Annotated in this window: 17 protein-coding genes and 2 pseudogenes; 11 read left to right on the top strand and 8 right to left on the bottom strand. The window is 75.2% G+C overall.

Going from position 1 to position 23,095, the window contains the following annotated elements; genetic code table 11:
• Positions 1-147 precede the first annotated feature (147 nt).
• Positions 148-678 carry a MarR family winged helix-turn-helix transcriptional regulator gene (locus ACWDR0_RS22570; RefSeq protein WP_456353530.1) on the bottom strand — a complete coding sequence of 177 codons (531 nt, stop codon included), beginning with the start codon at positions 676-678 and terminating at the stop codon, positions 148-150.
• Positions 679-735: 57 nt separating this feature from the next.
• Between ACWDR0_RS22570 and ACWDR0_RS22565 the strand changes: the two genes are divergently transcribed.
• The 3 genes from ACWDR0_RS22565 (at position 736) to ACWDR0_RS22555 (ending at position 6,736) form a co-directional block, all read left to right on the top strand.
• Positions 736-1,569: an alpha/beta fold hydrolase gene (locus tag ACWDR0_RS22565; RefSeq protein WP_456353529.1), complete on the top strand. Its 834-nt coding sequence runs from the start codon at positions 736-738 to the stop codon at positions 1,567-1,569.
• Between the two features lie 204 nt (positions 1,570-1,773).
• On the top strand, positions 1,774-2,214 hold the full coding sequence (locus ACWDR0_RS22560) for a hypothetical protein (protein ID WP_456353528.1): 441 nt from the start codon (positions 1,774-1,776) through the stop codon (positions 2,212-2,214).
• A 280-nt stretch (positions 2,215-2,494) separates the two neighbouring features.
• Entirely contained in the window at positions 2,495-6,736 is a 4,242-nt protein-coding gene (locus ACWDR0_RS22555) for an nSTAND1 domain-containing NTPase (protein WP_456353527.1), read from the top strand.
• A 33-nt stretch (positions 6,737-6,769) separates the two neighbouring features.
• Here the strand turns inward: ACWDR0_RS22555 and ACWDR0_RS22550 are convergent, their stop codons facing one another.
• Positions 6,770-6,991 (bottom strand): DUF5133 domain-containing protein, encoded by a 222-nt coding sequence (locus tag ACWDR0_RS22550; protein ID WP_456353526.1) that lies wholly within the window; start codon positions 6,989-6,991, stop codon positions 6,770-6,772.
• Between the two features lie 456 nt (positions 6,992-7,447).
• On the opposite strand from ACWDR0_RS22550, the gene ACWDR0_RS22545 reads away from it, so the two are divergent.
• The 3 genes and pseudogenes from ACWDR0_RS22545 (at position 7,448) to ACWDR0_RS22535 (ending at position 10,172) form a co-directional block, all read left to right on the top strand.
• On the top strand, positions 7,448-8,134 hold the full coding sequence (locus tag ACWDR0_RS22545) for an HAD family hydrolase (RefSeq protein WP_456353525.1): 687 nt from the start codon (positions 7,448-7,450) through the stop codon (positions 8,132-8,134).
• Positions 8,135-8,426: 292 nt separating this feature from the next.
• Positions 8,427-9,401 (top strand): annotated as a pseudogene (locus ACWDR0_RS22540) (dihydroxyacetone kinase subunit DhaK); the annotation flags it as partial.
• Positions 9,402-10,172 (top strand): DAK2 domain-containing protein, encoded by a 771-nt coding sequence (locus ACWDR0_RS22535; protein ID WP_456353533.1) that lies wholly within the window; start codon positions 9,402-9,404, stop codon positions 10,170-10,172. It abuts the pseudogene before it with no gap.
• 286 nt (positions 10,173-10,458) lie between these two features.
• Here the strand turns inward: ACWDR0_RS22535 and ACWDR0_RS22530 are convergent, their stop codons facing one another.
• Positions 10,459-11,187: a sigma-70 family RNA polymerase sigma factor gene (locus ACWDR0_RS22530; RefSeq protein WP_456353524.1), complete on the bottom strand. Its 729-nt coding sequence runs from the start codon at positions 11,185-11,187 to the stop codon at positions 10,459-10,461.
• Positions 11,188-11,460: 273 nt separating this feature from the next.
• Here ACWDR0_RS22530 and ACWDR0_RS22525 point away from each other — a divergent pair, with 273 nt between their 5' ends.
• From ACWDR0_RS22525 to ACWDR0_RS22510, 4 genes and pseudogenes are all read left to right on the top strand, one after another.
• Positions 11,461-12,414 (top strand): MerR family transcriptional regulator, encoded by a 954-nt coding sequence (locus ACWDR0_RS22525; protein ID WP_456353532.1) that lies wholly within the window; start codon positions 11,461-11,463, stop codon positions 12,412-12,414.
• A gap of 324 nt (positions 12,415-12,738) precedes the next feature.
• Positions 12,739-13,938: a lycopene cyclase family protein gene (locus tag ACWDR0_RS22520; RefSeq protein WP_456353531.1), complete on the top strand. Its 1,200-nt coding sequence runs from the start codon at positions 12,739-12,741 to the stop codon at positions 13,936-13,938.
• Positions 13,935-14,636: pseudogene (locus tag ACWDR0_RS22515) on the top strand (class I SAM-dependent methyltransferase); the annotation flags it as partial. The gene ACWDR0_RS22520 and the pseudogene ACWDR0_RS22515, both read left to right, overlap by 4 nt.
• Before the next feature lie 161 nt (positions 14,637-14,797).
• Positions 14,798-16,363 (top strand): FAD-dependent oxidoreductase, encoded by a 1,566-nt coding sequence (locus ACWDR0_RS22510; protein ID WP_456353523.1) that lies wholly within the window; start codon positions 14,798-14,800, stop codon positions 16,361-16,363.
• 16 nt (positions 16,364-16,379) lie between these two features.
• On the opposite strand, the gene ACWDR0_RS22505 is transcribed toward ACWDR0_RS22510, so the two are convergent.
• From ACWDR0_RS22505 to ACWDR0_RS22490, 4 genes are read right to left on the bottom strand one after another with little or no spacing between them, the layout of a single operon-like run.
• Positions 16,380-17,396, bottom strand: coding sequence for a DUF5914 domain-containing protein (locus ACWDR0_RS22505; protein ID WP_456353522.1), 1,017 nt, complete (start codon positions 17,394-17,396; stop codon positions 16,380-16,382).
• Positions 17,393-18,415: a phytoene/squalene synthase family protein gene (locus ACWDR0_RS22500; RefSeq protein ID WP_456353521.1), complete on the bottom strand. Its 1,023-nt coding sequence runs from the start codon at positions 18,413-18,415 to the stop codon at positions 17,393-17,395. Before ACWDR0_RS22500 ends, ACWDR0_RS22505 begins: the two co-directional genes overlap by 4 nt.
• Positions 18,402-19,973: a phytoene desaturase family protein gene (crtI, locus tag ACWDR0_RS22495; protein ID WP_456353520.1), complete on the bottom strand. Its 1,572-nt coding sequence runs from the start codon at positions 19,971-19,973 to the stop codon at positions 18,402-18,404. Before crtI ends, ACWDR0_RS22500 begins: the two co-directional genes overlap by 14 nt.
• Positions 19,970-21,112: a polyprenyl synthetase family protein gene (locus ACWDR0_RS22490; protein WP_456353519.1), complete on the bottom strand. Its 1,143-nt coding sequence runs from the start codon at positions 21,110-21,112 to the stop codon at positions 19,970-19,972. Before ACWDR0_RS22490 ends, crtI begins: the two co-directional genes overlap by 4 nt.
• 267 nt (positions 21,113-21,379) lie before the next feature.
• On the opposite strand from ACWDR0_RS22490, the gene ACWDR0_RS22485 reads away from it, so the two are divergent.
• Complete coding sequence (locus ACWDR0_RS22485) at positions 21,380-22,483, top strand: AI-2E family transporter (protein WP_456353518.1); 1,104 nt, start codon at positions 21,380-21,382, stop codon at positions 22,481-22,483.
• A 34-nt stretch (positions 22,484-22,517) separates the two neighbouring features.
• On the opposite strand, the gene ACWDR0_RS22480 is transcribed toward ACWDR0_RS22485, so the two are convergent.
• Entirely contained in the window at positions 22,518-23,000 is a 483-nt protein-coding gene (locus ACWDR0_RS22480) for an N-acetyltransferase family protein (protein WP_456353517.1), read from the bottom strand.
• Positions 23,001-23,095: the final 95 nt, after the last annotated feature.

Here is a 23,095-nt window from a genome sequence, read left to right as displayed (position 1 = left end):
AGCCCGCGCCCCCCGCCCCGGCCCCGCGCTGACCAGCGCCGAATGGCCGTCGTAGAGGCGGATGAACGCGGGCGCGCCGTCGAGCGCCTCCTCGATGAGGGCATGGTGCGGTTCGCCGCGCCCCGCTCCGTCCCGCTACCCGTCCCGCTACCCGTTCCGCTTCCGGTGCGGGCCGTCGTCCCGGTCGCCCTGCCCGGTGCCCTGTCTTTCGTCCGGTCCGTCGCCGAACAGGGCGAGCATCCCGCCCAGCACCCGGACACAGGCTTCGACATCGGCGTCCGTGAGATCCCCGCCCGTACGGCTGAGCACCGCCTTCTCCCGGTCGGTGACCGCGGTGATCGCCACCCGCCCGGCCCCGGTCAGACCGATCAGCGGTGACCGCCGGTGGGCCGGATTGACGAACTGCTCCACCAGGCCGAGCGTTACCCCGTCGTTCACCATCCGCTGGACGAACTGCCTGCTCAGGGCCTGGGAGCGGCTCATGCTCGGAACGGTCATCGGACCGTGCTCGCGCAGCAGCTCCAGTACCGCCCGTACCCCGACGGAGAGCCCCTGTTCCGGCGCCGTCCGTTCCACCTTCCGCAGGACCCGCCGATAGAGCAGGCCCGCCAGCCCGAGGACCTCGGTGAGGCGCTCGGCGAGTTCGTCGGGCGGCAGGGTGTCTCCGGTTCTCGTCACCCCACCATCATGACACCTTGGTTGTCATTCTCGCGCGAAGATGACACCTTGGTTGTCATGATGGAATCGTCTCCGCACCCCGGCCCGCAGGAGTTCCCGACCGGTGACGGCATCCTCGTCCACCAGGACCGCGGCACGGGCGAACCGCTGGTCCTGCTGCACGGCGGCCTGCTGGACCACTCCATGTGGGAGGAGCAGATCGACTTCTTCGCGCGCACCCACCGGGTGATCGCGCCGGACCTCCGCGGGCACGGCGGATCGGCCAACGGGACCCGCCCCTTCCGGCACACCGACGATGTGGCCGCGCTCCTCCGCGGGCTCGGCTGCGGCCCCGCCGTCCTGGTCGGCCTGTCGATGGGCGGCAGTATCGCCACCGATACCGCCCTGGAACACCCCGCGCTGGTGCGGGCCCTGGTGGTGAGCGGGGTGGGCACCAGCGAGCCCGACTTCCGCGACCCCTGGACCACCGGGGTCCTCACGGACTTCCAGCGGGCCCTGGCCGGAGGAGACGTCACGGGCGGCGTCGAACGGTTCCTCGACTTCGCGGCCGGTCCGCACCGTGCCCTCGGCGAGGTCGACCCCGGGGTCGTCGGCAGGCTGCGCGCCGCCGTCGTGCGCACCCTCGGCAAGCACCGTGCCGGGGAGCCGGTGGCCATGGTTCCCGTCCCCCGGACCTGGGAGCGGCTGTCCGGGATCACCGTGCCCGTCCTGGCGGTCAACGGAGCCCTGGACTCGGAGGACCATCTCCGGATGGCCGGCCGTCTGGTGCGCGAGGTCGCCGACGGCCGGACGGCCCTCGTCGAAGGGGCGGCCCACTACCCGAACATGGAGCGGCCCGGGGCGTTCGACACCGCTCTCGCGGAGTTTCTGGAGGGCCTGCGGGACCGTTGAACCCCGTCCGTCACCCGGCTTTCGCCCCGTCACCCCCGTTACCGTCCGCGTTCGTTGTCCCTTTTGTTGGCTGTTGTTGTGCGTCACCGCCCACTTGGGTTGTTTCCCCTGGTGAACGGGGGTGGGCAACAACTACCGGTCCGCCGAAAGCTTGATCGGGACGGCGGCACGACCGGCCGCCGACAGCGAACGAGGGGACACATCGTGATCCGTACGAAGAACCGGGCCGGGACCGCCGACCACGTCGGGAAGGGCAGGTCCGGGAAGCTGCGCAGAGCCGCCCTTCTCGGGAGTGCCGGTCTGGCGGCGCTGGTGCTCACCGGGACCGCCACCACCCCCGCCCAGGCCGACGGCCCGTTGCTCTATGCCGCGGACTACTCCGGAGCGGGGTACTTCAAATCCCACGGCGACTACTTCTACATCAACGACCTCAAGGCCGACGGCCACTCCGCCGTCATCCAGTGGCGGACCTCCACCCGTTCCGGGGACGACTGGGACGTCAACGGGGCGAACAACGGCTGGACGGTCGTCAACCGGAACTTCCCCGAACTGAGCGTCCTCCAGTACCGGGTCTGCTGGGGGGAGTGGAGCACCCAGTACATCCACGGCCCGAGCTGCTCGGACTGGTGGGAGACCGTCACCTGACAGGCCGGTGCGGCCGTAGGACGCCGCCGCCCGCCGCCCGCCGACCGCCGACCCGGCCCGCCGTGGCACGGCGGGCCGGAACGGCACCGGGCGGGGCGGCGGCCGGGGGGAGAGCGGAGGGAGAACCGGTCCGCGTCCGGTTCCCCTCCGCGGCTCCCCGGGATTCCGGAATCCCCTGCCGGGCAGGGGAGTTCACCGATACGGGGGAGAGCGCGGAGCGCGGGGGTGAGTAGAGTCGGGGCGCGAGTGATGTCCGTGACGGGGGAGGGGAACGGAGCAGGTGGGGCGTCCCGAGGCGCCGCTGGACCCGGACGGGGGGCCGGTCCAGCGGTTCGCCTACGAACTGCGGCAGTTGCGCACGACGGCCGGCGGGCCCACCTACCGGGCCATGGCGGCCCGGGTCCCGTACTCGGTCCCCACGCTCTCCCGGGCCGCCGCGGGCGAGCAGCTTCCGTCGCTGGCGGTGGCCCTCGCCTACGCCGAGGCATGCGGGGGCGACCGTGCGGAGTGGGAGCGCCGCTGGCACGAGGCCGCCGACGCGGCTCAGGCGGCGGCCGGGACCGGCCCGGACGACGACGGCGGTGCGGACTCCCCGTACCAGGGCCTGGCCCGCTTCGAACCCGGCGACCACGAACGGTTCTTCGGCCGGGAACGGCTGGTCGCAGAGGTGGCAGAACTGGTCGGAAACCGCCGCTTCGCGGCCGTCTTCGGTCCTTCGGGCAGCGGAAAATCGTCTCTGCTGAGGGCCGGGCTGGTGCCCGCCCTGCGGGAGGAGCGCGGACGCTTCGCGGCGATCCGGGTGCTCACGCCCGGCGCGCGCCCGCTGCGAACGCACGGCGAGCTGCTGGCGGTACGGCCCCGAACAACATCCCCGGCTCCGGGTCAGGAACCCGGACCCGGGGCCGGACCAGGTGTCCGCCCCGGGTCCGGGGTGCCGGAGGCGTCTTCGGCGGCGGTCGGCGGCCGTGAGGCCCGCGGCTCGGGTGACGCCCGGTCCCGGCCCCGGACCGGTGCGGTGCCGTCGGCTCCCGCGGCCGTTCCGCCGGAGACGCCCCCAGCACTCCGTGGCCCGGCCGCCACCGGCGGCGGCACGGCACCCGACACACTCGTCGTCGTCGACCAGTTCGAGGAGGTCTTCACCCTCTGCGAGGACCCCGCCGAGCGCGCCGGATTCCTCGAACTGCTCCTCGCGGCCCGCGACCCCGCCGCCGGGCTCCGCGTCGTCATCGCCGTACGGGCCGACTTCTACGGCCGCTGCGCCGCGCACCGCGGACTCGCCGAGGCACTTTCCGCCGCGTCCCTCCTCGTCGGCCCGATGAGCCAGGCCGAACTCCGCCGCGCCGTCGTCGGACCCGCCCAGCGCGCCGCACTGATCGTCGAACGCGAAGTCACCCGCCGCATCGTCGCCGAGGTCGAGGGCGAACCCGGCGGACTGCCGCTGCTCTCCCACGCGCTGCGCGAGACCTGGCGCCGCCGCCGCGGCCGGGTGCTGACCACTGCCGCCTACGAGGCGTCCGGCGGTGCCCACGGGGCGATCGCCCGGACCGCCGAGGACATCCACGCCGCGCTCTCCGAACCGCAGCGGCGGCTCGCCCGCGCGATCCTGCTGCGGCTCGTCACCCCCGGCGACGGCTCCCCGGACACCCGGCGGCCCGTACCCCGGGCCGAACTCTCCTTCGGCGACCCGGCCCGGACCGCCGTCGTCGTCGAACGGCTCGCCGGGGCCCGGCTGCTCACCCTCGACGACGGCACCGTCGACCTGGCGCACGAGGCCCTGCTCACCGCATGGCCCCGGCTCGGGCGGTGGATCGACGAGGACCGGGAGCGGCTCCGTACCCAGCGAAGGCTCACCGAGGCCGCCCGGACCTGGGAGGAGCTCGACCGCGAACCCGCCGCCCTGTACACCGGCACCCGGCTGGCCACCGCGGAGGAACACTTCGCGGCACCCGCGGCGCGCGCCGTACTCACCCCGGCGGAGCTGGACTTCCTCACCGCGTCCGGCGCCTTCCGCGCATCGCGGCGCCGGCGCCGCCGCGCCCTGCTGGCCGGCGGTGCCCTGGTGATCGCCCTCGCCCTGGTCGCGGGGGTCGTGGCCTGGCAGCAGAACCGGACCGGAGACCGCAGGCACCGGGAGGCGGAGGCACGGCGGATCGCGGAGGTCGCCCACGGGCTGCGGTACGCGGACCCGCGGCAGGCCATGCGGCTCGGTGTCGCCGCCTGGCGGCTCGCCGACACCACCGAGACCCGGGCCGCGCTCCTCGGCGCGGTGACCCAGCGGGAGGAGGACGTCTTCGAACTGCCGGAGGAGTTAACCGGACGGACTACCGCAGTCGGTCCCGCCCCGGCCGGTCCGACTCCCGAGGTCCGGTCCGCCCCGGCCGGCCCCGGCACCCCGGCCGCCGAGCCCGCAACCTCCGGTCCCGCGCCCTCCGGCCCGTCACTCTCCGACGGTCCCGCACTCCCCGGTCCTGCCGCCTCCGGTCCCGCCGCGGACCCCGGCGGTCCATCGCTGACCGGCCCCCGGCCCGGCGCCGGTCCGCGCGACGACACCGCACCCGGCTACACCCCACCCGTTCTCTCGGCCGACGGCCGGACCCTCGTCCTCGTCCGAGAGGACCGGATCCGCAGCTGGGACCTGCGCGGCCCGGACCGGCCCCGTACCCGGGTCCATCCCGGCCCGGGAGCCTCCCCGTACGACTCCTTCGCGCTCAGCCCGGACGGCCGCCACCTCGCCGTGGCCGACGGCAACGGCGGCGTACGCGTACGGGATCTGCACACCGGCCGGAGCAGCGGCCGGATCCCGGCCGCCGAACCCACCGGACTCACCGTCGCCCGCGGCGGACGCGTCCTCGTCGTGGCACGGACCGACGGCACGGCCGAGGTGTGGGACACGGGCGCGCGCCGCCGCACCCTGGTGGCGCGGACCGGCGGCCGGTACGGCGTCGAGGCGGTGGCCGTCAGCGCAGACGGCACCCGGGTCGCCGTCTGCGGCACCGGACGCCCGCTCGGGATCTGGGACATCACCGCACGCACCGCGCTGCCCGCGCCCGCGCGCGGTCCCGCGGAGTGCGCCCTCGGCGCCTTCGACCTGTCACCGGACGGCCGGACGGCGGCCGTCGCCACCGACCGGGGCATCCGGCGCTGGGACACCGGCACCGGCCGTGAACTGGCCGAGCTGCCCGGGGAGCGCCCCGGCGCGCTGCGGTTCAGCCACGACGGCACCTTCCTGCTGGCCGCCACCACCGGCGAACTCCTCCTGTGGCGGCCCGCCTACCCCGCCGCGCCCGTGTTCCGCCACACCCTCGAAGGCGACGACGTCCACACCTTCGCCCTCGACCTGCCCCGGCGCGGCCCCGGGGCGCTGCGTTACGCGAACGGGGACGAGACCGCCGTCCGGACCCTGCGCCTCGACCGGGTCACCGACGACGACTGGAGCCCCCGGCCCGCCCTGCCGCAGCGGCTGACCGCCGACGGCCGGGTGCTGGCCCGCCCGGCCGGGCCGGGACGCGGGTTCACCCTGCTGGACACGGCCACCGGCCGGACCGTCGGTGCCCCGCCCGGCAGCCCCTGCGCGCCGCCGCCCGGCGGGACCGCCGGACCGGACCGCCCGGCACAGGAGTGCCGGCTGCACTCGGCGTTCAGCGCCGACGGGCAGCGGTTCGCCCACTGGGACGCGGTACGGCGGCGGGTCGCCGTCTGGGACGTCGAGCGCCGCCGTCCGCACGCGTACACCCGCCCCCACGCCGTCGGCGAGGCCGTCGGCGCCTTCGCCCTCAGCGCCGACGGCCACCGCCTCTACACCCCCCGGACCGGCGCCGACGGCCGGGAGCTGATCGACGTCTGGGACGTGCGGACGGCAGGTGCCGGACGCTACTCCGGCGCCCTTCCCGGGATCGGCGGTGACGCGATCACCGTCCTCGGCGACGCGACGGGCCTGATCAGCTCCGGCGGAGCCTTCGCCGATCTCCGGACCGGCCGCGCCGTCCGGCGCATCCTGGACGGGAACGGGGTGGCGACGACGGCGCTCAGCCCCGACGGGGAGCGGCTGGCCGTGGCCAGCCCCCTGGGGCGGGTCACCCTCTGGGACGGCAGGCTCCGGCACCGTCTGCTCACCCTGTCCGGCGGGGGCCGGGACACCTCCCGGTCGGTGACCGTACAGAAGGACGGCCGGACCGGAACGGTCGTTCAGGTCACCTTCGCCCGGGTCACCGCCCTCGCCTTCACACCCGACGGCCGGACCCTGGCCGCGGGCGGCTCCGAAGGGGTCCGGCTCTGGGACGTGGCGTCCGGGCGGCCGCTCGGCTCGCCGCTGCCCACGGCGGGCGACCCGGTCCTCTCCGTCGCCTTCTCCGCGGACGGCCGGACGCTGCACACGGCGGGACTGCACTCGGGGCCCGCGCGGCACGACCTGGACCCCGGGGCCCTGGCTGCGGCGGTCTGCGCGCGTACGGGCGGCGGACTGTCACGGGCCGAGTGGAAGGCGCAGCTGAGGGACGTTCCGTACCGGAACACCTGCGACTGAACCGGCCGCCCGGCCCCGCCCGCCTCCCCGGGGTCAGGAGCGGCGCGGCCCGCCGTCCCGCCCCGCGAGCAGACCGCGCGCGGCGGACACGGCCTTGGTCTCGTCACCTGCGCCGGTCATGACACGGAGGGTGTAGACGATTCCCTCGATCCGGGTCCGGGTCGACGAATCGGCCCGCGGCACATCGTGCGCGGTGAGCTTGTCGTAGCGGTGGATCAGCTCCCGAACGACGTTCGGATCGGGTTGCAGCACCATCGGCCCTCCTCGCGTCCGGCGCGCACCTCCGGCACCCCGGCACCCCTCCGATCCTGCCCCGGGGAACGTCTTCCCGCACCCGGGCGGGAAGAGGTCCCTTTCGGAGCGCTGTCCGGCGTAAAAAGAAAATTGCCGACCTATTACCGGCCCGTTGCCGACCGGTTTATTTCTTCCGGCGGGTCCGCCGGGCCGAAAATCATCGGAGCGCCGTTCTCCGCCGATCCCCGAGTGATCATCGCACTTGCATGAGATGGGGGGCGTGTCGCGCATTTTCCGCTTGTGTCACTTTCTTGGACTTTGTTGACTTGTCGCTCTAGCGGGAAATAGCTTGCGGCTTGTTCATTTGTCGACTCCGGCCGGGTTCGCCCTCGATGCGCGAACCGTTCCCGGTGGATTCCGCGGAGCGGAACCACTCCGGAGTTCGATCCGCTTCAGAACCCTTTGAAGGGTGCCTGCATGCTGAGAAACAGAAGTCCGCACTGGTCGCCACGGGCCGTCGTGTTCGACTGCGACGGAACGCTGCTGGACAGTGAGAAGCACTGGGTCGACGCCCGGCACAGAGTGCTGGCGGAGCACGGAGTGATCCCGGACGAGAAGTTCACGGACCTGGCCCAGGGGGTCCACTACACGGAGTGCGGCCGGCTCATGGCCACCATGGCCGGGCGTCCCGGGATGGCCGCCGAGCTGACCGCCGCCCTGCTCGGAGCCTTCCGCGAGCTGTCCGCGGCACGGCCCGTCACCTGCCCGGGCGCCCCGGCACTCGTGGCGTCCGCGGCGGACCGGATGCCGCTCGCCGTCGCCAGCAACTGCCCCCAGGACGTGGTGGAGACCGGCCTCGCGGGCGCCGGTCTGCTGCGCCACTTCCGTCATGTCGTCGTCCCCGGCGGGCCGGTCAGACCCAAGCCGGAGCCCGACGTCTACGCGGAGGCCGCGGCCAGGTGCGCGGCCGAACCCGCGGAATGCCTTGCCTTCGAGGACTCGCTCTGCGGAATTCGTTCGGCTGTCAGTGCGGGAATTCCCGTGATCGGAATCGGTGAGAATCCGGCCCCCGAGAGTCTGCAACTGGCGGACGGCTGGGTCGCTTCCCTGGAAGATCCGGAACTCGTCTCCTGGGCCGGGAACTGGCGCGGAGCGGACCGCTGAAAAACATCGGCGCAAACCGCTGAGCGAAGGCGGAGCCCCGCCGGGGAAAACACCGCACCGGGTCCGATTCCGTTGACCGTTTGACGGCCGGCGGGCCTGCGGACCCCCCGGACCCCCGGTATCGTGCTCAACGTCATCGGTGTTGTGCTCCGGGTGCTCGGAGCCCCGGGGCACGCAGTGGGCGGCCGCCCGTTACGACCGGCAGCGGATCCCGTCCGGCCGTACGGCGTTTCTCCGGATGCGTGGACAGAAGGCGTCGCACCGTCGTCGCCCTCACCCGTTTGGAGGCACGATGAGCTACTTCCTCCCCGAAGACGAAGCCGTTCTGACGGCGTGCCAGGGGCTCGCGCTCAGCCATCCCGGGATCGCCCTGAACCCCGACCCGCTGTTCCTGCTCGCCACCCGCCCCGCGCTCCGGCGGCGCATCGCCCTGGTCTCCGGGGGCGGCGCGGGCCACGAACCCCTGCACACCGGCCTTCTGGGCCGCGGCGGGCTGGACGCCGTCGTCCCCGGCCCCGTCTTCACCTCACCCGGCAGTGCCCAGATCGCGGCGGCCTCCCGGGCCGCCGCCGCACTGCACCACCGGGACGGGGTGCTCCACATCGTCAAGAACTACACCGGTGACCGGATCAACTTCGCGCTCGCCGCCGACCGGCTCCGGGCCGAGGGGATCCCCGTGGCCGAGGTCGTGGTCGACGACGACCTCGCCACCGACACCGCGGCCACCGGACGGCGCGGCACGGGCGCCGCCCTCGTCGTGGAGAAGCTCCTCGGCGCCCTGGCGGACCGCGGCGCCGGACTCGACGCGCTCGCCGGGCTCGGCGCCCGGGTCGCCGCCGCCTCCCGCAGCCTCGCCGTCTGCGCCCGGGCACACACCCAGCCGCTGCGCCGGGCACCCGCGTTCCTCCTCCGCCCGGACGAAATCGACTACGGGATCGGCATACACGGCGAGCGCGCCGCGCACACCGGCGCACCGGGCCGGGTCGAAGACCTCGTCGCCCGGATGACCGGCAGCCTCCTGGACGGCGTCCCCGCCGGCCGCCACGGGGTGATCGCCGTCGTATCGGGCCTCGGCGGCACCGGCGAACTGGAGCTGCGCGCCGTGAGCGCGCTCGTCCACCGGGAGCTGACCGCGCGCGGCGCGGCCGTCCACGCCCTGGCCGCCGGAACCTATGCCGCGGCGCTCGACATGGCGGGCTTCGGCATCACCCTCACCGCCCTGGCCCCCGGCTGGGCGAACCTCTGGGACTTCCCGACGGACACCCCGCTGAGACTGCCCGGCCGGGCCGCCGCTCCGGCCGCGGCGGCGGGGGAGCCCACGGCCGGTGACCGGGGCGCCCCGGCCCGGCGGCCGGCGGGACCGGCCGGCGACCGGGCCTTCCTCGACGAACTCCACCGCATCTGCCTGCTCGTCCACCCCGCCCTCACCGCACTCGACCAGGCCACGGGCGACGGCGATTTCGGGGACAACTTCTGCGGCGGGGTGGCCGCGGCCGTCCAGCTCGCCGACCGGCAGGGCCTCACCGGCGCCGGGGCGCTCGCCGAAACCTTCCGCGACCGGGTCGGCGGCTCCAGCGGCCCGCTCTTCGGGGTGCTGTTCACCGCCCTGGCGCCCGGCGCGGACGGCCCCGCGGCCGACGTTCCGGCGATCGGCGGCGCGCTGCGCCGGGCCCTGAACCGGATCACCGCCATCGGCGGCGCCCGCCCCGGCGACTGCACCCTCGTCGATGCCCTGGCGCCCGCGGCGGAGACCCTGGCCGCCGGTCCCGCCGCTCCCGCCGCCGCGGCGGGCGCGCTGACGGCCGCCGCCCGGGCCGCGATCGCCGGGGCCCACCGCACCGCCGCCCTCACCGCCCGGCGCGGCCGGGCCAGTTACACGGGCGGTCACTCGGCGGGCGTGCCGGATCCCGGCGCGGTCGCCGTCGCCCTGCTGCTGACCGCGCTGGCCCGGGTCCATGAACCCCGGGAGGCCGCGGCCCTCCCCGGGCTCCCCGACATCGCCCGTACCGCGGTCCGTGCCGCCGGGCCGCCGGTCTGAACAACGGCCGACACCGGCCGTTGCCTTCCCCGCCGACCCGCCGACCCGCCGACCCGCCGACCCGCCTTCCCCCCGCCCGCCGACCGGGCCGGGGTTCGCGGTGCGGCCGCCGCCCCCGCGTGCGCGGGCCATGAGGGCCCACCGGCCTCCCCCTCCGATAGCTCCGGCGCCGACCTTGCGGGTGCGGCCCCATGAGGCATCCGGCCTCGGCGGTCTCCCGGGGCGCGCGGACGGCGGGACGAGACGGGCGTGACAGGCGCACCCGGCGGGGGTCGGCGCCCAAGGGCTACGCCGCGTCCGTCCCCGCCTCCGTCCTGGTGTCCGTCCTTGTGCCGGTGTCCGTGTCCGTGTCCGCCCGGCCCTGTTCGATGCCCTCGCGCAGCCGGTGCAGGCCGCGCCGGGTATGGCTCTTCACCGTGCCCAGCGGCATTCCGGTGCGCTCGGCGATCTGGGTCTGGGTGAGGTCCTCGTAGAACGCCAGCAGCAGGACCTCGCGCTGATGGTCCGGCAGCCGGGACAGCGCTTCGGTCAGGAGCACCCGGTTCAGGACCGCGTCCGGTGAGTCCTCGTCCCGGTCCCGGTCCCGGTGGCGCCCGCCGTTTTCGCGGGCCACGGCGTCCACCAGGGTGAGCCGCCTGGTCCGGGCCGTCAGCGCGTCGACGATCTTGCGCCGGGTGATACCGACGAGCCAGCCGCCGAGCGGTCCGCGCTCCGACCGGTATCCGTCCCGTCCGCGCCAGGCACCGAGAAAGACCTGCTGGGTCACGTCCTCGGCCTCGTGGGTGTCACCGAGCGAGCGGGTGGCCATGGTGTGGACGAGTACGCCCCAGCGCCGGTACACCGCGGCGAAGGCATACGCGTCGGCGGCGGCCAGGCCGCGGGCGAGGTCCTCGTCGGACCGAGGTTCCGGTGCGGCCGCGAGGCGGGGCCCGCGCCGCGCCCCCGGGCCGGGGGACGGCGGCGGATCACCCGCGGCCGCGAGGCGGGTGTCGGTCCGTCGAATGCTGGTGGGCATGGCCCCTTCCCCCTGCCGTCCGCGCCGTACTCGGTCCGTTGCCGACCGGGTGCGGCCCGGGTGGGCCGCACCGCCGTCGTCACCGGTTTCTCCCGGGCAGTCTTGTGACCGGCGCCGATACCGACAACTTGCGTCGTTTGTGCGTCGTAAGGTGTCGCCGTGGATACGAGCGACGACGACCACGGCGGTCACCGCAACGACGGTCACGGCAACGACGGTCACCACGACGGCCCCGGACGGACCGACCTCCGACGCGACGGCCGGGCCGGGGGGCTGACCACCGGCGAGGTGGCGCGGCGTCTGGGGGTGGCGCCGACGACGATCCGCTCGTGGGACCGCCGTTACGGACTCGGCCCCGCCGCGCGCGCCGGTGGCCGCCACCGCCGCTGGACCGACGGCGACCTGGCCAGGCTGGAACGCATGTGCGCGCTGACGGCGACCGGCCTGGCCCCCGCGGAGGCCGCCCGGCTGGCCCTCGGCCGGACGGAACCGGGCGTTCTGCCCGCTCAGCGGGGTGCCACGCCCTCCTCACCTTCCGAACCTTCCGGGACCCCCGGACGCAGCCGTGCGGCTACCGGGCTGCGACTCGGCGACGTACGACAGGAGTGCAAGGGCGTCGCCCGTGCCGCCCTGCGCCTCGACGCCGTCGCCCTCGACACCCTGCTGCGGACCGCCGTCGAGGAGCACGGACTGATCGCCGCCTGGACGGAGGTCATCATGCCGACGCTCCAGGCCGTCGGCCGCAAGTGGGAGACCTCGGGGGAGCGGTACGTCGAGGTCGAGCACTTCCTGTCCTGGCACGTCTCCGGCGCGCTCCGGCGCCATGCCCCGCCGGTGGCGCCCGGCCGTCCCGGCACCACCACCGTGCTCGCCTGTGTCCCCGGGGAGAACCACACCCTGCCGCTCGAAGCGCTGGCAGCCGCACTGGCCGAACGGCGGCTTCCGGTCCGGATGTTCGGCGCCGCGGTCCCGGCCGAATCCCTGGTCACGGCCGTACGGAGGACCGGGCCCGCGGTGGTCGGACTCTGGGCGCAGTCCCGGACCACGGCCAGCGGCTCGCTGGCCGGGCATATCGCGGGCATGGAGTGGGGGGTGCGCGGCGCCCGCCGGAAACCGGCCGTACTGACGCTCGGCCCCGGCTGGGCCGGACGGGCCGTGCCGGGGCTGCCGCGCCCGCCCGGGCTGGCGGAGGCCGTCGCGGCGGTGGAGTCGGCCGTGTACGGGTGAGGCGCGCCGCCGCTCGGGTACCCGCACGTGGTGGCGCCTGGCCTCGCCGGGGCGAACGTGCTCTGGTGAGGCTTCGCGCCCTCCGGCGCACCGGATCGCGGAACACCGCATCCACGGGCGGCGGTCGCGCGGAAGAGACGGTGAACCGGCCCGACCGCGGCCGGTCCGCCCCTGCGAGTGGGAGTGGATGTGCAGCACACCGGCGCGCATGCTCCGGAACCGGACCAGGCATCGGAACAGGAACCGGACCAGGCATCGGTCCCGGACCCGGTAACGGTCCCGGTATCGGATCCGGACCGGGCCCCGGAGCCGTGCGATGTCCTCATCGTCGGCGGCGGCGCGTCCGGTCTCGGCCTCGCCCACCGGCTGGCCGCGTACGGCTCCTTCACCATCACCCTGGTCGAGGCCCCCGACGGCCCCCTGCGGCCCCCCGAACGGACCTGGTGCTACTGGGACCACGGCACCGGGGACTTCGACGCGGCGGTCAGCGCCTCCTGGTCCCGGCTGCGGGTGCACGGCACCGGCGGCCGGGCCACCACCGTGGATCCGGCCCCGCTCACCTACCGCATGCTCCGCTCCACCGACTTCGAACGGCTGGTCCACGCCCGGCTGGCCGCCACTCCCGGCGTCCGGATCGTGCGCGCCACGGCCGGCGAGGTACGCGGCACCGCCGGGGGCGCGGAAGTCCGCTGTACGACACCCGGCGGCCGGACCCTGACGCTCCGCGCCCGCCGCGTCTTCGACTCCCGCCCGCCGCGGACCCTGCCACCGGCCAGGACCCGGCTGCTCCAGCACTTCCGCGGCTGGTTCGTCCGCACCCGGGAGGCCCGGTTCGACCCGGGCGTCGCCGACCTGATGGACTTCCGCGTCCCCCAGCCCCGCCACGGGCTCGCCTTCGGCTACGTCCTGCCCCTGGCGGCCGACCGGGCGCTGGTCGAGTACACCGAGTTCTCCCGTACCCCGCTGAGCACCGCGGCGTACGAGGCCGCCCTGACCCACTACACCCGGAACGTCCTGGCGCTCGGCCCGCTCACCGTGGAATCGGCCGAGCAGGGCGGCATCCCCATGACCGACGCCCGATTCGCCCGCCGGGCGGGCCCCGCCGTCTTCCGGATCGGGACCGCGGGCGGCGCCACCCGCCCCTCCACCGGCTACACCTTCGCCGCCGCCCAGCGGCAGAGCCGGGCCGTCGCCGAGGCCCTCCACCAGGGGCGAACCGGCCGTGGGACCGTGCCGCCGCCCCACGGCCGCCGGGCCCTCGCCATGGACGCCGTACTGCTGCGGGCGCTGGACACCGGGCGGATCGACGGCCCCGGCTTCTTCACCGAACTGTTCCGCCGGGTCCCCCCGGAGCGACTGCTGCGCTTCCTCGACGGCGGCACCTCGCCCCGGGAGGAGTGGCTCATCGGCCTCCGCACCCCCGTGGGCGCCATGCTCCGTACCGCCGTCGAACTGCCCTTCCTGCCCCGCCGTCCGGCACCGGGCCCCGCCCCCGACCCCCACCCGGGAGACCACCACCGATGACCCTCCTGCGCGACCACGAACTGGCCCGGGCCTTCGACCACGCCTCGGCCACCTACGACCGGCTCACCGCCCTCAACCCCGGCTACCGCACCGACCTCCTCCGCTCGGCACGCCGCCTCCGGCTGCCCCGGGACGGGTCCGGACTGCACCTGCTGGACCTCGGCTGCGGCACCGGCGCCTCCACCGCCGCCCTGCTGCGGGCCGCGCCGCGCGCCACGATCACCGCCGTCGACGCCTCACCGGGGATGCTCCGGCGCGCGCAGGCCAAACCCTGGCCCGCCGGGGTCCGCTTCCGGCAGCTGACGGCCGAACAGGTCGCGACCTCCGGAGAGGGCCCGTACGACGCGGTGTTCGCCGCCTATCTGTTCCGCAACGTCACCGACCCGGACGGGGTCCTGCGGGCCGTCCGGTCCCTGCTGCGCCCCGGCGGCCGGCTCGCCGTCCACGAGTACAGCCTCAGCGGCTCCGCCGTGCACCGCGCCCTGTGGACGGCCGTCTGCCGCGGTCTGATCGTTCCCGTGGGCACCCTCACCGGCGACCGCGCCCTCTACCGGCATCTGTGGCGAAGCGTCCTCGACTTCGACACCGTCCCCGACTTCACCGCACGGCTGGCGGACGCCGGATTCACCGGAGTGCGTACGGCCCCGGTCGCGGGCTGGCAGACCGGCATCACGCACACCTTCCTGGCCCGCAACGGCACCGACCCCGTGCCGGAGTACCCCGCGCACCAGGAAAGCGGCCCGCCGCCGGAAGACGGCCCGCCTCAGGAAGGCGGCGCGCCCCGGGAGCACCCCGAGCCCCCGCACAGCGGCCCGCACCCCGCGCCCGCGCAGAACGGCCCGCACCCCGAGGAGGCCCGGTGACCACGCCCCGCAACGCGCCCCGCAGGACCGCCCGCCGGGGCCGCGACCGCAAGGCCGAAATCCTGCTGCCCGTCGGTGGACGGGAGCGCTTCGCCCCCCATGACGCACCGGCCGTCGCCGTCGCCGGCGGCGGTATCGCCGGTCTCGCCGCCGCCACCCTGCTGGCCGAACGGGGCGCCCGGGTCACCCTCTACGAACGGGAGGAGGCACTCGGCGGCCGTCTCGCGGGCCGGCGCATCCGGCTCGCCGACGGATCCGCGGCGACCATGAGCCGCGGCTTCCACGCCTTCTTCCGCCAGTACTACAACCTGCGCGGCCTGCTGCGGCGTACCGATCCCGGACTCGACCGCCTCCGCCCCCTGCCGGACTACCCGCTGCGGCACAGCGGCGGACTGACCGACAGCTTCGCCCGGGTCCCCAGGACACCCCCGTTCAGCGCCCTCGGCTTCGTCGCCCTCAGCCCCACCTTCGGCTGGCGCGACCTCGCCGCCCTGGACGCCCGCGCCGCACTGCCCCTCCTCGACGTCCGCGTCCCCGAAGTCTACGAACGCTTCGACGGCATGAGCGCCACCGCCTTCCTGGAACGGGTCAACTTCCCCGCGGCCGCGCACCATCTGGCCTTCGAAGTGTTCTCCCGCAGCTTCTTCGCCGACCCCCGGGAGCTGTCCGCCGCCGAACTCCTCCTGATGTTCCACATCTACTTCCTGGGCTCCGCCGAAGGGCTGCTCTTCGACGTACCGGACGAACCCTTCCCCCAGGCCCTGTGGGAGCCTCTGGGCGACTACCTCCTGAGCCTCGGCGCGGACATCCGCACCGGCACCCCGGTGGACCGCGTCCACCCCGAGACCGATGGGGGAGTGGAGGTACACGCCGGGGACACCGCCGACCGCTACGACGCCGCGGTCCTCGCCCTCGACCCGGGAGCCCTGCGCGGCCTCGTCGCCGCGTCCCCCGGGCTCGGCACCCCCGCCTGGCGCGCCGACATCGACTCCCTGGCGACCGCCCCGCCGTTCCTCGTCTCCCGGCTCTGGCTCGACCGGCCGGTCCGCGCGGACCGGCCCGGCTTCCTCGGCACCAGCGGCTACGACGGCCTCGACAACATCAGCGTCCTCGACCGCTACGAAGGGGAGGCCGCGCGCTGGGCCGCCCGCAGCGGCGGCTCCGTGGTCGAACTCCACGCGTACGCCGTCGGCCCGGACACCCCGCGTGAGACCGTGCAGAACCGGCTCACCGAAAGCCTCCGCCGTGTCTACCCGGAGACCCGGGACGCCCGCATCGTCGACGTCCGGCACGAATGGCGCGCCGACTGCCCCTTCTTCCCCGTCGGTTCGTACGCCCGGCGGCCCCCCGTCCGGACCCCGGACCCGCGGATCGTGCTCGCCGGTGACGCGATCCGCTGCGACCTCCCGGTGGCCCTGATGGAACGCGCCGCCACCACCGGGTTCCTGGCCGCCGGGGACCTCCTCGGGAAGTGGGGCGTCCGGGGCCAGTTGCTGTGGACCGTCCCCCGGGCCGGCCGGTCGCGCGCGCTGCGGGCGCTCGCCGGAGGCGGTGGCCCCTGACGGCACCCGCCCGCGTTCACCCCGGGAACCGGCCCGTACTGCGCAGCTCCCAGCGCCGCTCCGCATAGGCCAGGTCGTCGCGCCAGAGCCGGCCCGCCGTCCGGCGCATCAGCGGCCGCAGTACGGGCCCGGCGGCCCGCGCCAGCGCGAAGCCCCGCCGGTCCGACGCGGCGACCACGGCCTCCACCACGGCGGTCCGCGGCCGCTCCGCCGCCGCGCCGGTCAGGGGCGTGGCGTGCGTCTCCACCACGGACGACGCGCCCTCGCCAGAGGTGATGCGCATGACGACCGTCCGCGGCCCGGGCGCGGTGAACTCCGCCCGGACCGGGACCACCAGACGGTCGCTCACCCGGAACGACACATCGACGACGAAGGCGTCGTCGTCCTCGCCCTCCGGCGGCCGGGCCACCGTCAGATCCACGAACGAGTACGGGTGGAACCACGCGCCGTGCCAGGGGTCGAGCCGGTTGGCGACCACGTCCTGGGGCTCGCACCGCCCCACACCCGTCCAGACCGCGTCCACCCCGCTGCCCGCCGCCGGCCGCTCCGGCACCGCGGGCCGCTCCGAAGGCTCCTCGCCGCCGACCGCGTCCAGCCGCACCCACACCAGCACACCGTCGTCATGGACCGGATACGGCTCCCAGCCCGCGAACGGACCGCCGTCCAGGGCCAGTCCGTGCCAGTGGCACACCAGCGTCCCGCACACCACCCGGCTCTCCCGCAGCGGCGCCCCGAGGTGCGGGCAACTGCCGGGGCCCGCGCGGAGCGCACCCGTATCCGTACGCCAGAGCACCACCTCGGTACCGCCCACCGTCCTGCCGCGGGGCGGCCCGCCGGGCCGGACCTCCCGCGAGGCGCCGACGACGAACCAGTTCCCGGACGGCCGCGCCGAAGCCCGCTTCAGCGCCTCCGCGATCACGGAAGGCCGTGCCTCCCGCCAGGTCGGCTCCTGGTCGGCCCAGCCCGACCGGCGCCGCCGCCGCAGAGGCGGTGTCCAGGCCGCCCGGCCCGCCCGGCCCGTACGCCCGCTCATGCCGCCGCCCCCTTCCCCGACTCCTGCCTCCGGAACACCCGGCCCCCGCGGTCGTCGCCGCCGCCACGGGCCCGCCGGGCGGCGGCGATCCGTACCACCCCGGCCGCGGCCAGCGCGGCCCGGCGGCGGCGGGACACCACCGCGCGGCGGTGCAGCACCGCATACCCCTGGTCCGCGACGGCGTCGAGAATGCCGCCGTACAGGTGGTACGCCGTACGGATACAGGGGCGGGTCAGCGGATCGAGCATCCCGATGCCCGGCTCCGCGGTGCGGTACACCTCCCGCGTCAGGGCTTCCACGGCGACCAGGGCCGAGCGGATCCGCGGATCGTCCCGGCCCGTACGGCGGCTCCACTCCAGCAGCTGCCGGTCCACCCCGTGCGCGGCCAGCAGGTCCGCGGGCAGATAGACCCGGCCCCGGTCGAGGTCCTCGCCCACATCCCGCAGGAAGTTGGTGAGCTGGAACGCGATCCCCAGGGCCGCCGCGTGCGGCGCCGCCTCCTCCCGCTCGGTGACCGTACCGAGCACCGGCAGCATCTGCAGTCCGATCACCGCCGCCGAACCGTGCATATAGGCCCGCAGGTCGGCGTAGGCCGGATAGTCCGTGACGTGCAGGTCGCTGCGCATCGAAGCGAGGAAGTCCGCGAACAGCGCGTGCTCGATGCCGTACCGCCCCGCCGTGTCGGCGACGGCCCTGACCACGGGGTCCTCGCCGGAGCCGGTCCGCAGCGCGTGCGCGAAGTCGTCCTCCAGCCGCCGCAGCAGCCGGTCGCGTTCGGCGGCCGTCCCGCGCGGGCCGGTGCCGCCGGTGCCGTCGTCCGCGACGGCGTCCACGATGTCGTCCGCCCGGCGGGCGAAACCGTACAGCGCGTGCACGGCGGACCGCCGCTCCACCGGAAGCAGCCGGGTGGCCAGGAAATAGCTCCGGCCGTGGCGGGCGTTGAGCCGTCGGCATTCGCCGTACGCGGCCCGCAGGCCGGGATCGGTGATCCCCGCGGCGTCCAGTTCACGACGGGTCATGTACGGCCTCCCGGGTCGGTTCGGTGGTCCGGACGCCCCGCGGCCCCGGACCGTGGTGGACGCGGCGGAGCCGGGACGGCCCGCCGGTGACGCGCGCCGCCGCGAGCTTGCCGCTGATGAGAACCGTCGGCACCCCGACACCCGGGGTGGTGCCGCAGCCCGCCAGCACCACGTTCTCCGTACCGCGCACCAGATTCCGCGGCCGGAACGGACCGGTCTGGGCGAAGGTGTGGGACACCGAGAACGGGGTGCCCGCCGCATGGCCCTGCGCCGCCCAGTCCAGCGGGGTCACCAGCAGCTCCTCCCGGACGCTCGCCGCGAACCCGTCGAGCCCCCGCCGCTCCAGCTCGGCCATCAGACCGTCGCGGTACCGCGGCCCCAGATCGCGCCACTCCGCGGCCGACGGCCCCACATCGGTATTCGGGCAGGGCGCCAGCACGTAGTGCAGATGGCGGCCCGGCGGGGCCAGCTCCGGATCGTGCGAGGTCGGCCGGGTGATCAGCAGCGACGGGTCGCTCATCAGCCGCCCCCTGCGGGTCAGTTCGTCGAAGGTGTCCTCCCAGGCAGCACCGAAGGACAGGGTGTGATGGGCCAGACCGGGCCAGGTACGGTCCGTTCCGGCGTGCAGCACGACCGCGGACGGCGAGCGCCGCAGCCGCACCGGGCGTTTCGGCGTCCGCCCCAGGAGTTCGTACGCGGCGGGCAGCTCGCACGTCAGCACCACGGCGTCGCAGGCGATCCGCTCGCCCGAGGCCAGCCGTACGGCACGGACCCGGCCCCCGGCCCGCTCCAGCTCCGTCACCCCGTCCGACCAGTGGAACCGGGCCCCCGCCCGGGCCGCCGCGTTCGCCATACCGCGCGGCAGGGCGTGCATCCCGCCCTTCGGGAACCAGACACCGGCCACCGTGTCCATATAGGCGATCACCGCGTACGCGGCGAGGGCCCTGGCCGGGGCGACCCCGGCGTACAGCGACTGGAAGGAGAACACCCGCTGAAGCCGGGGATCCGAGAGGAACCGGCCGATCCGCCGGTCCAGCCGTCCGAAGCCCCCGAGGGCCGCCAGCCGGGCCAGATCGGGATGGAGCAACTGGAAGGGCGAGTCGAAGTTCGCGTCCACGAACCGCCGCATCTGCGCCCGGTACAGCCGCTCCAGCCAATCCCGCAGAGCCCGGTAGCCGGCCGCTTCGGCCGGCCCCGCGAACCGCCTGACCTCCTCCTCCATCGCCCCGCCGTCCGTATGGACGTCCAGGGACGTCCCGTCCGCGAACGCGGCCCGGTAGGCCGGGTGCAGGGCGGTCAGCTCGACATGCCGGGCGAGGCTGTCGCCCACCGCGGCGAACGCCTCGTCGGCCAGCTCCGGCATGGTCAGCACCGTCGGCCCGGTGTCGATGCCGTAGCCGCCCAGCTCCACCCGCCCGGCCCGGCCGCCGGGACCGCCGTCCCGCTCCACGACCGTCACCCGGCGGCCCGCGCCCAGCAGGTGCAGCGCACACGCCAGCCCGGACAGACCGGCGCCCACCACGACCACATGGTCGACCGGTCCCGGTACCGTCCTCACGCCGCCTCCCCGGCACATCGCCGCGCGGGCCCCGCCGCCCGCTCCACCAGCGCCTCGAACTCCTGCCGTACGAAAGGCTCCGCGCCGGTCCGGCCGAAGTGCCGCAGGCTCGCCGCGGCCAGCTCCGCGATCTTCGATTCGACGACGGTCCGCGCCCCGGTCCGCTCCAGCGCCGCCCGCATCCGGCGCACCGTGTCGTCGGACGCCGAGGGCGCCCGCGGCGCGAGCACCGCGGCGGCCTCCCGGTCACCGCGGAGCTCGGCGAGCTGCACCCCGACGGCGAGCAGATACGTCAGCTTGCGGGTCCGCAGGTCCTCGTCGGCCGGTTTGCCGGTCAGCGCCGGATCGCCGAAGGCACCGATCAGGTCGTCGCGGAGCTGGAAGGCGAGCCCGGCGCACCGCCCCGCGGAGTGCAGCGCGTCCAGCACGGCGTCGTCGGCCCCCGCCAGGACCGCGCCCAGCGCCAGCGGACGCCCGACCGTGTACAGGGCGCTCTTGAGTACGGCGACGGTGACCGCCTGGTCCACCCCGGACGCGCCGGTGGCCTGGGCGTGGAGGTCCCGGTACTGCCCGGCGACCATCTCGCCCCGCATGGCCCGCCACTCCCGGAGCAGCCGCGGGCCCTCCCGCGACGCGAGCGCCGTCTCGGTCAGCAGATCGTCCGCCCAGACCAGCGCCAGATCCCCGGCGAGCACGGCCCCGGCGGCCCCGAACGCCCCGGACGGGCCCGCCATGGCCCCGGCCTCGTGCATCCGGGCCAGCTCCACATGGACGGCGGGCGCGCCGCGCCGCAGCGGCGATCCGTCCATCACATCGTCGTGGACGAGGGCGCACGCCTGGACGAGTTCCAGGGCCGCCCCCGTACGCAGCACCGCGGTCGCGTCCCCCGATCCGCCGGCGGCCCGCCAGCCGCACCAGACGAAGGAGGTCCGCAGCCGCTTCCCGCCGCGGAGCGCCAGCGAAGCGACCCGTCCGGCGATGTCCCGGGCGAACACCGGATCCGCCGCCCGGGCCCGCTCCACTCCTTCGTCGAGGACCCGCCCCAGCTCCGCCCCGACGGCCCGGGCCGCATCGAGGGCGGTGAGCGGGCCGTCGGCCGTCCCGACCGGTTCGGCCCCGGTGGGCCGCAGTCCCAGCATGCGCAAACCCCTTCTCGCTGTCCGTCATCTGCACCCGGTACTTCCGCCGGACGCCCCCGTACGGATGCGCTGATGCCTGCCCGGTGTGCGGGGAGCCGGTGGGACGGCCACTCCACCGGCGCAGCGGGCCCGCGCAGGAGGGCACGGCCTGCCCGCCGCCTCCGCTTTCCCTCCCCCCGGCCGGTCGGCGGATCCGGGCGGTGCCTCCGGGTGAACCGGGCGCTACCGGCGTGGCGGCACACGCCGCCCGCGGTAATGACTAGGGGGATGCCCCGCCCAGCCGAGCGCCCGCCGCCCGCTCCGTCCCCGTATCCGGCCGTCCCCGCGGGACTGCGGGTCGCCGCCGCGTACGCCTGGCGTATCGCGGTGGTGGCCGTCGTCGTCTACGGGGTCTTCGCGGTCCTCGGCCGCTTCCACCAGCTCGCGCTCGCCGTCTTTCTGGCCCTGGTGGCCACCGCCGTACTCCGGCCCACCGCCGGACTGCTGGCCCGGAAGCTGCCCCGTGCCCTCGCGGTCGGACTGACGGTGATCGGCAGCATCGCCCTCGTTCTCGGCGTCCTCGCACTCATCGGCGAGGTCGTCGCCGGGCAGACGGGCACCCTGTCACGCGAGTTCCGCAGCGGCTTCGACCGGATCACCGACCTGCTGGAAGGGCCGCCTTTCCGGCTGCCGCCGCACACCCTGAGCGATTTCCAGACCCAGCTCGGCGAACTGGTCTCGACTCACCGCTCCGCGCTCCTGAACACCGCGCTCAGCGGCGCCGGGCGGGTGATCGAGCTGTTCACCGTGCTCGCCCTCGCCGTGTTCTGCTCCGTCTTCTTCATCCACTCCGGCGAACGCTACTGGGCCTGGTTCTGCACCGAGCTGCCGTCCCGGTTCCGCGGCCGCGCCGACACGGCGGGCCGCGCGGCCTGGCGGACCTTCACCGGATACACCCACGGCGTGCTGCTGGTCGCGCTGACCAACGCGGTGCTCGTCGGTATCGCGCTCACCCTCCTCGGTGTCCCCCTCGCGCTGCCGCTGGCACTGCTGGAGTTCTTCGCCGCCTTCGTCCCCCTGATCGGCTCACCGATCGCCCTGGCCGTCGCGGTGGTGGTGGCACTGGCGTCCAAGGGCCCGCTGGTGGCGGGGATCGTCCTGCTGCTCATCGTGGTCATCGGACAGATCGAAGGCCATCTGCTGCACCCCCTGGTGATGAGCTGGGCGGTCCGGCTGCATCCGGTCGTGGTGGCGCTCGCCGTGATCGGGGGCGCGGTCACGGCAGGTGTGATCGGCGCGGTGGTGGCGGTCCCCCTGGTCGCCGTGGTCTGGTCGGCCCGGCTGGCGCTGCGGAGCCCGCGCAAGGACCCCGGAAGCTCTCCGGACGCCTGAGCCCGCCGGGCTCCGGGCTACAGGGACCCCGGGACTACAGGGATCTCTGCAAGGTCACCGACCGGGGCGCGAAACCGTGCCGCTCGTAGAACCGGACGGCCTCGGCATTACCGGAGTAGGCGGTCACCTCGACGGCCCCGGCGCCCGCGTTCGTAGCCCAGTCGAAGAATTCGGCGACCAGCCGCCCGCCGATCCGGCCACGGCGGAACGCGGGCCGCACATACATGCTCACCAGCGTCGCCACCCGCACCGTTCTCAGCTCCGAGGCGTCGGCCAGCACCCCGACGAGGTGCCCCACGACCTCGCCGTCGCAATCGGCGACCAGCAACAGCCGGTCCGGATCGTCCACACCGGCGGCGAACCGCCGGGCCCCGTGCTCGCGGGGCCAGCCGATATTGACGCTCGGATCCCTGACCCCGGCGTCCTCGGCGAACAAGGCGCTGCTGCACGCGACGAGCCCGGCAATATCGGCGTGCCCGGCCCTGCGGACCGTCACGTCCTCCTGTCGAATACTCATGACCACGACGCTACCCGCAGGCACTGACAACGCGTCCCGCCCCGGGCCCAACGGAGTTGTCGCCCCGAGGCCGTGCCGTCCCGGCGCGAAGGGTG

This window comes from Streptomyces sp. NPDC003691, assembly GCF_053981115.1.
Note: the sequence above shows the minus strand (reverse complement) of the source record. Positions and strands in the feature narration are given on the sequence as shown.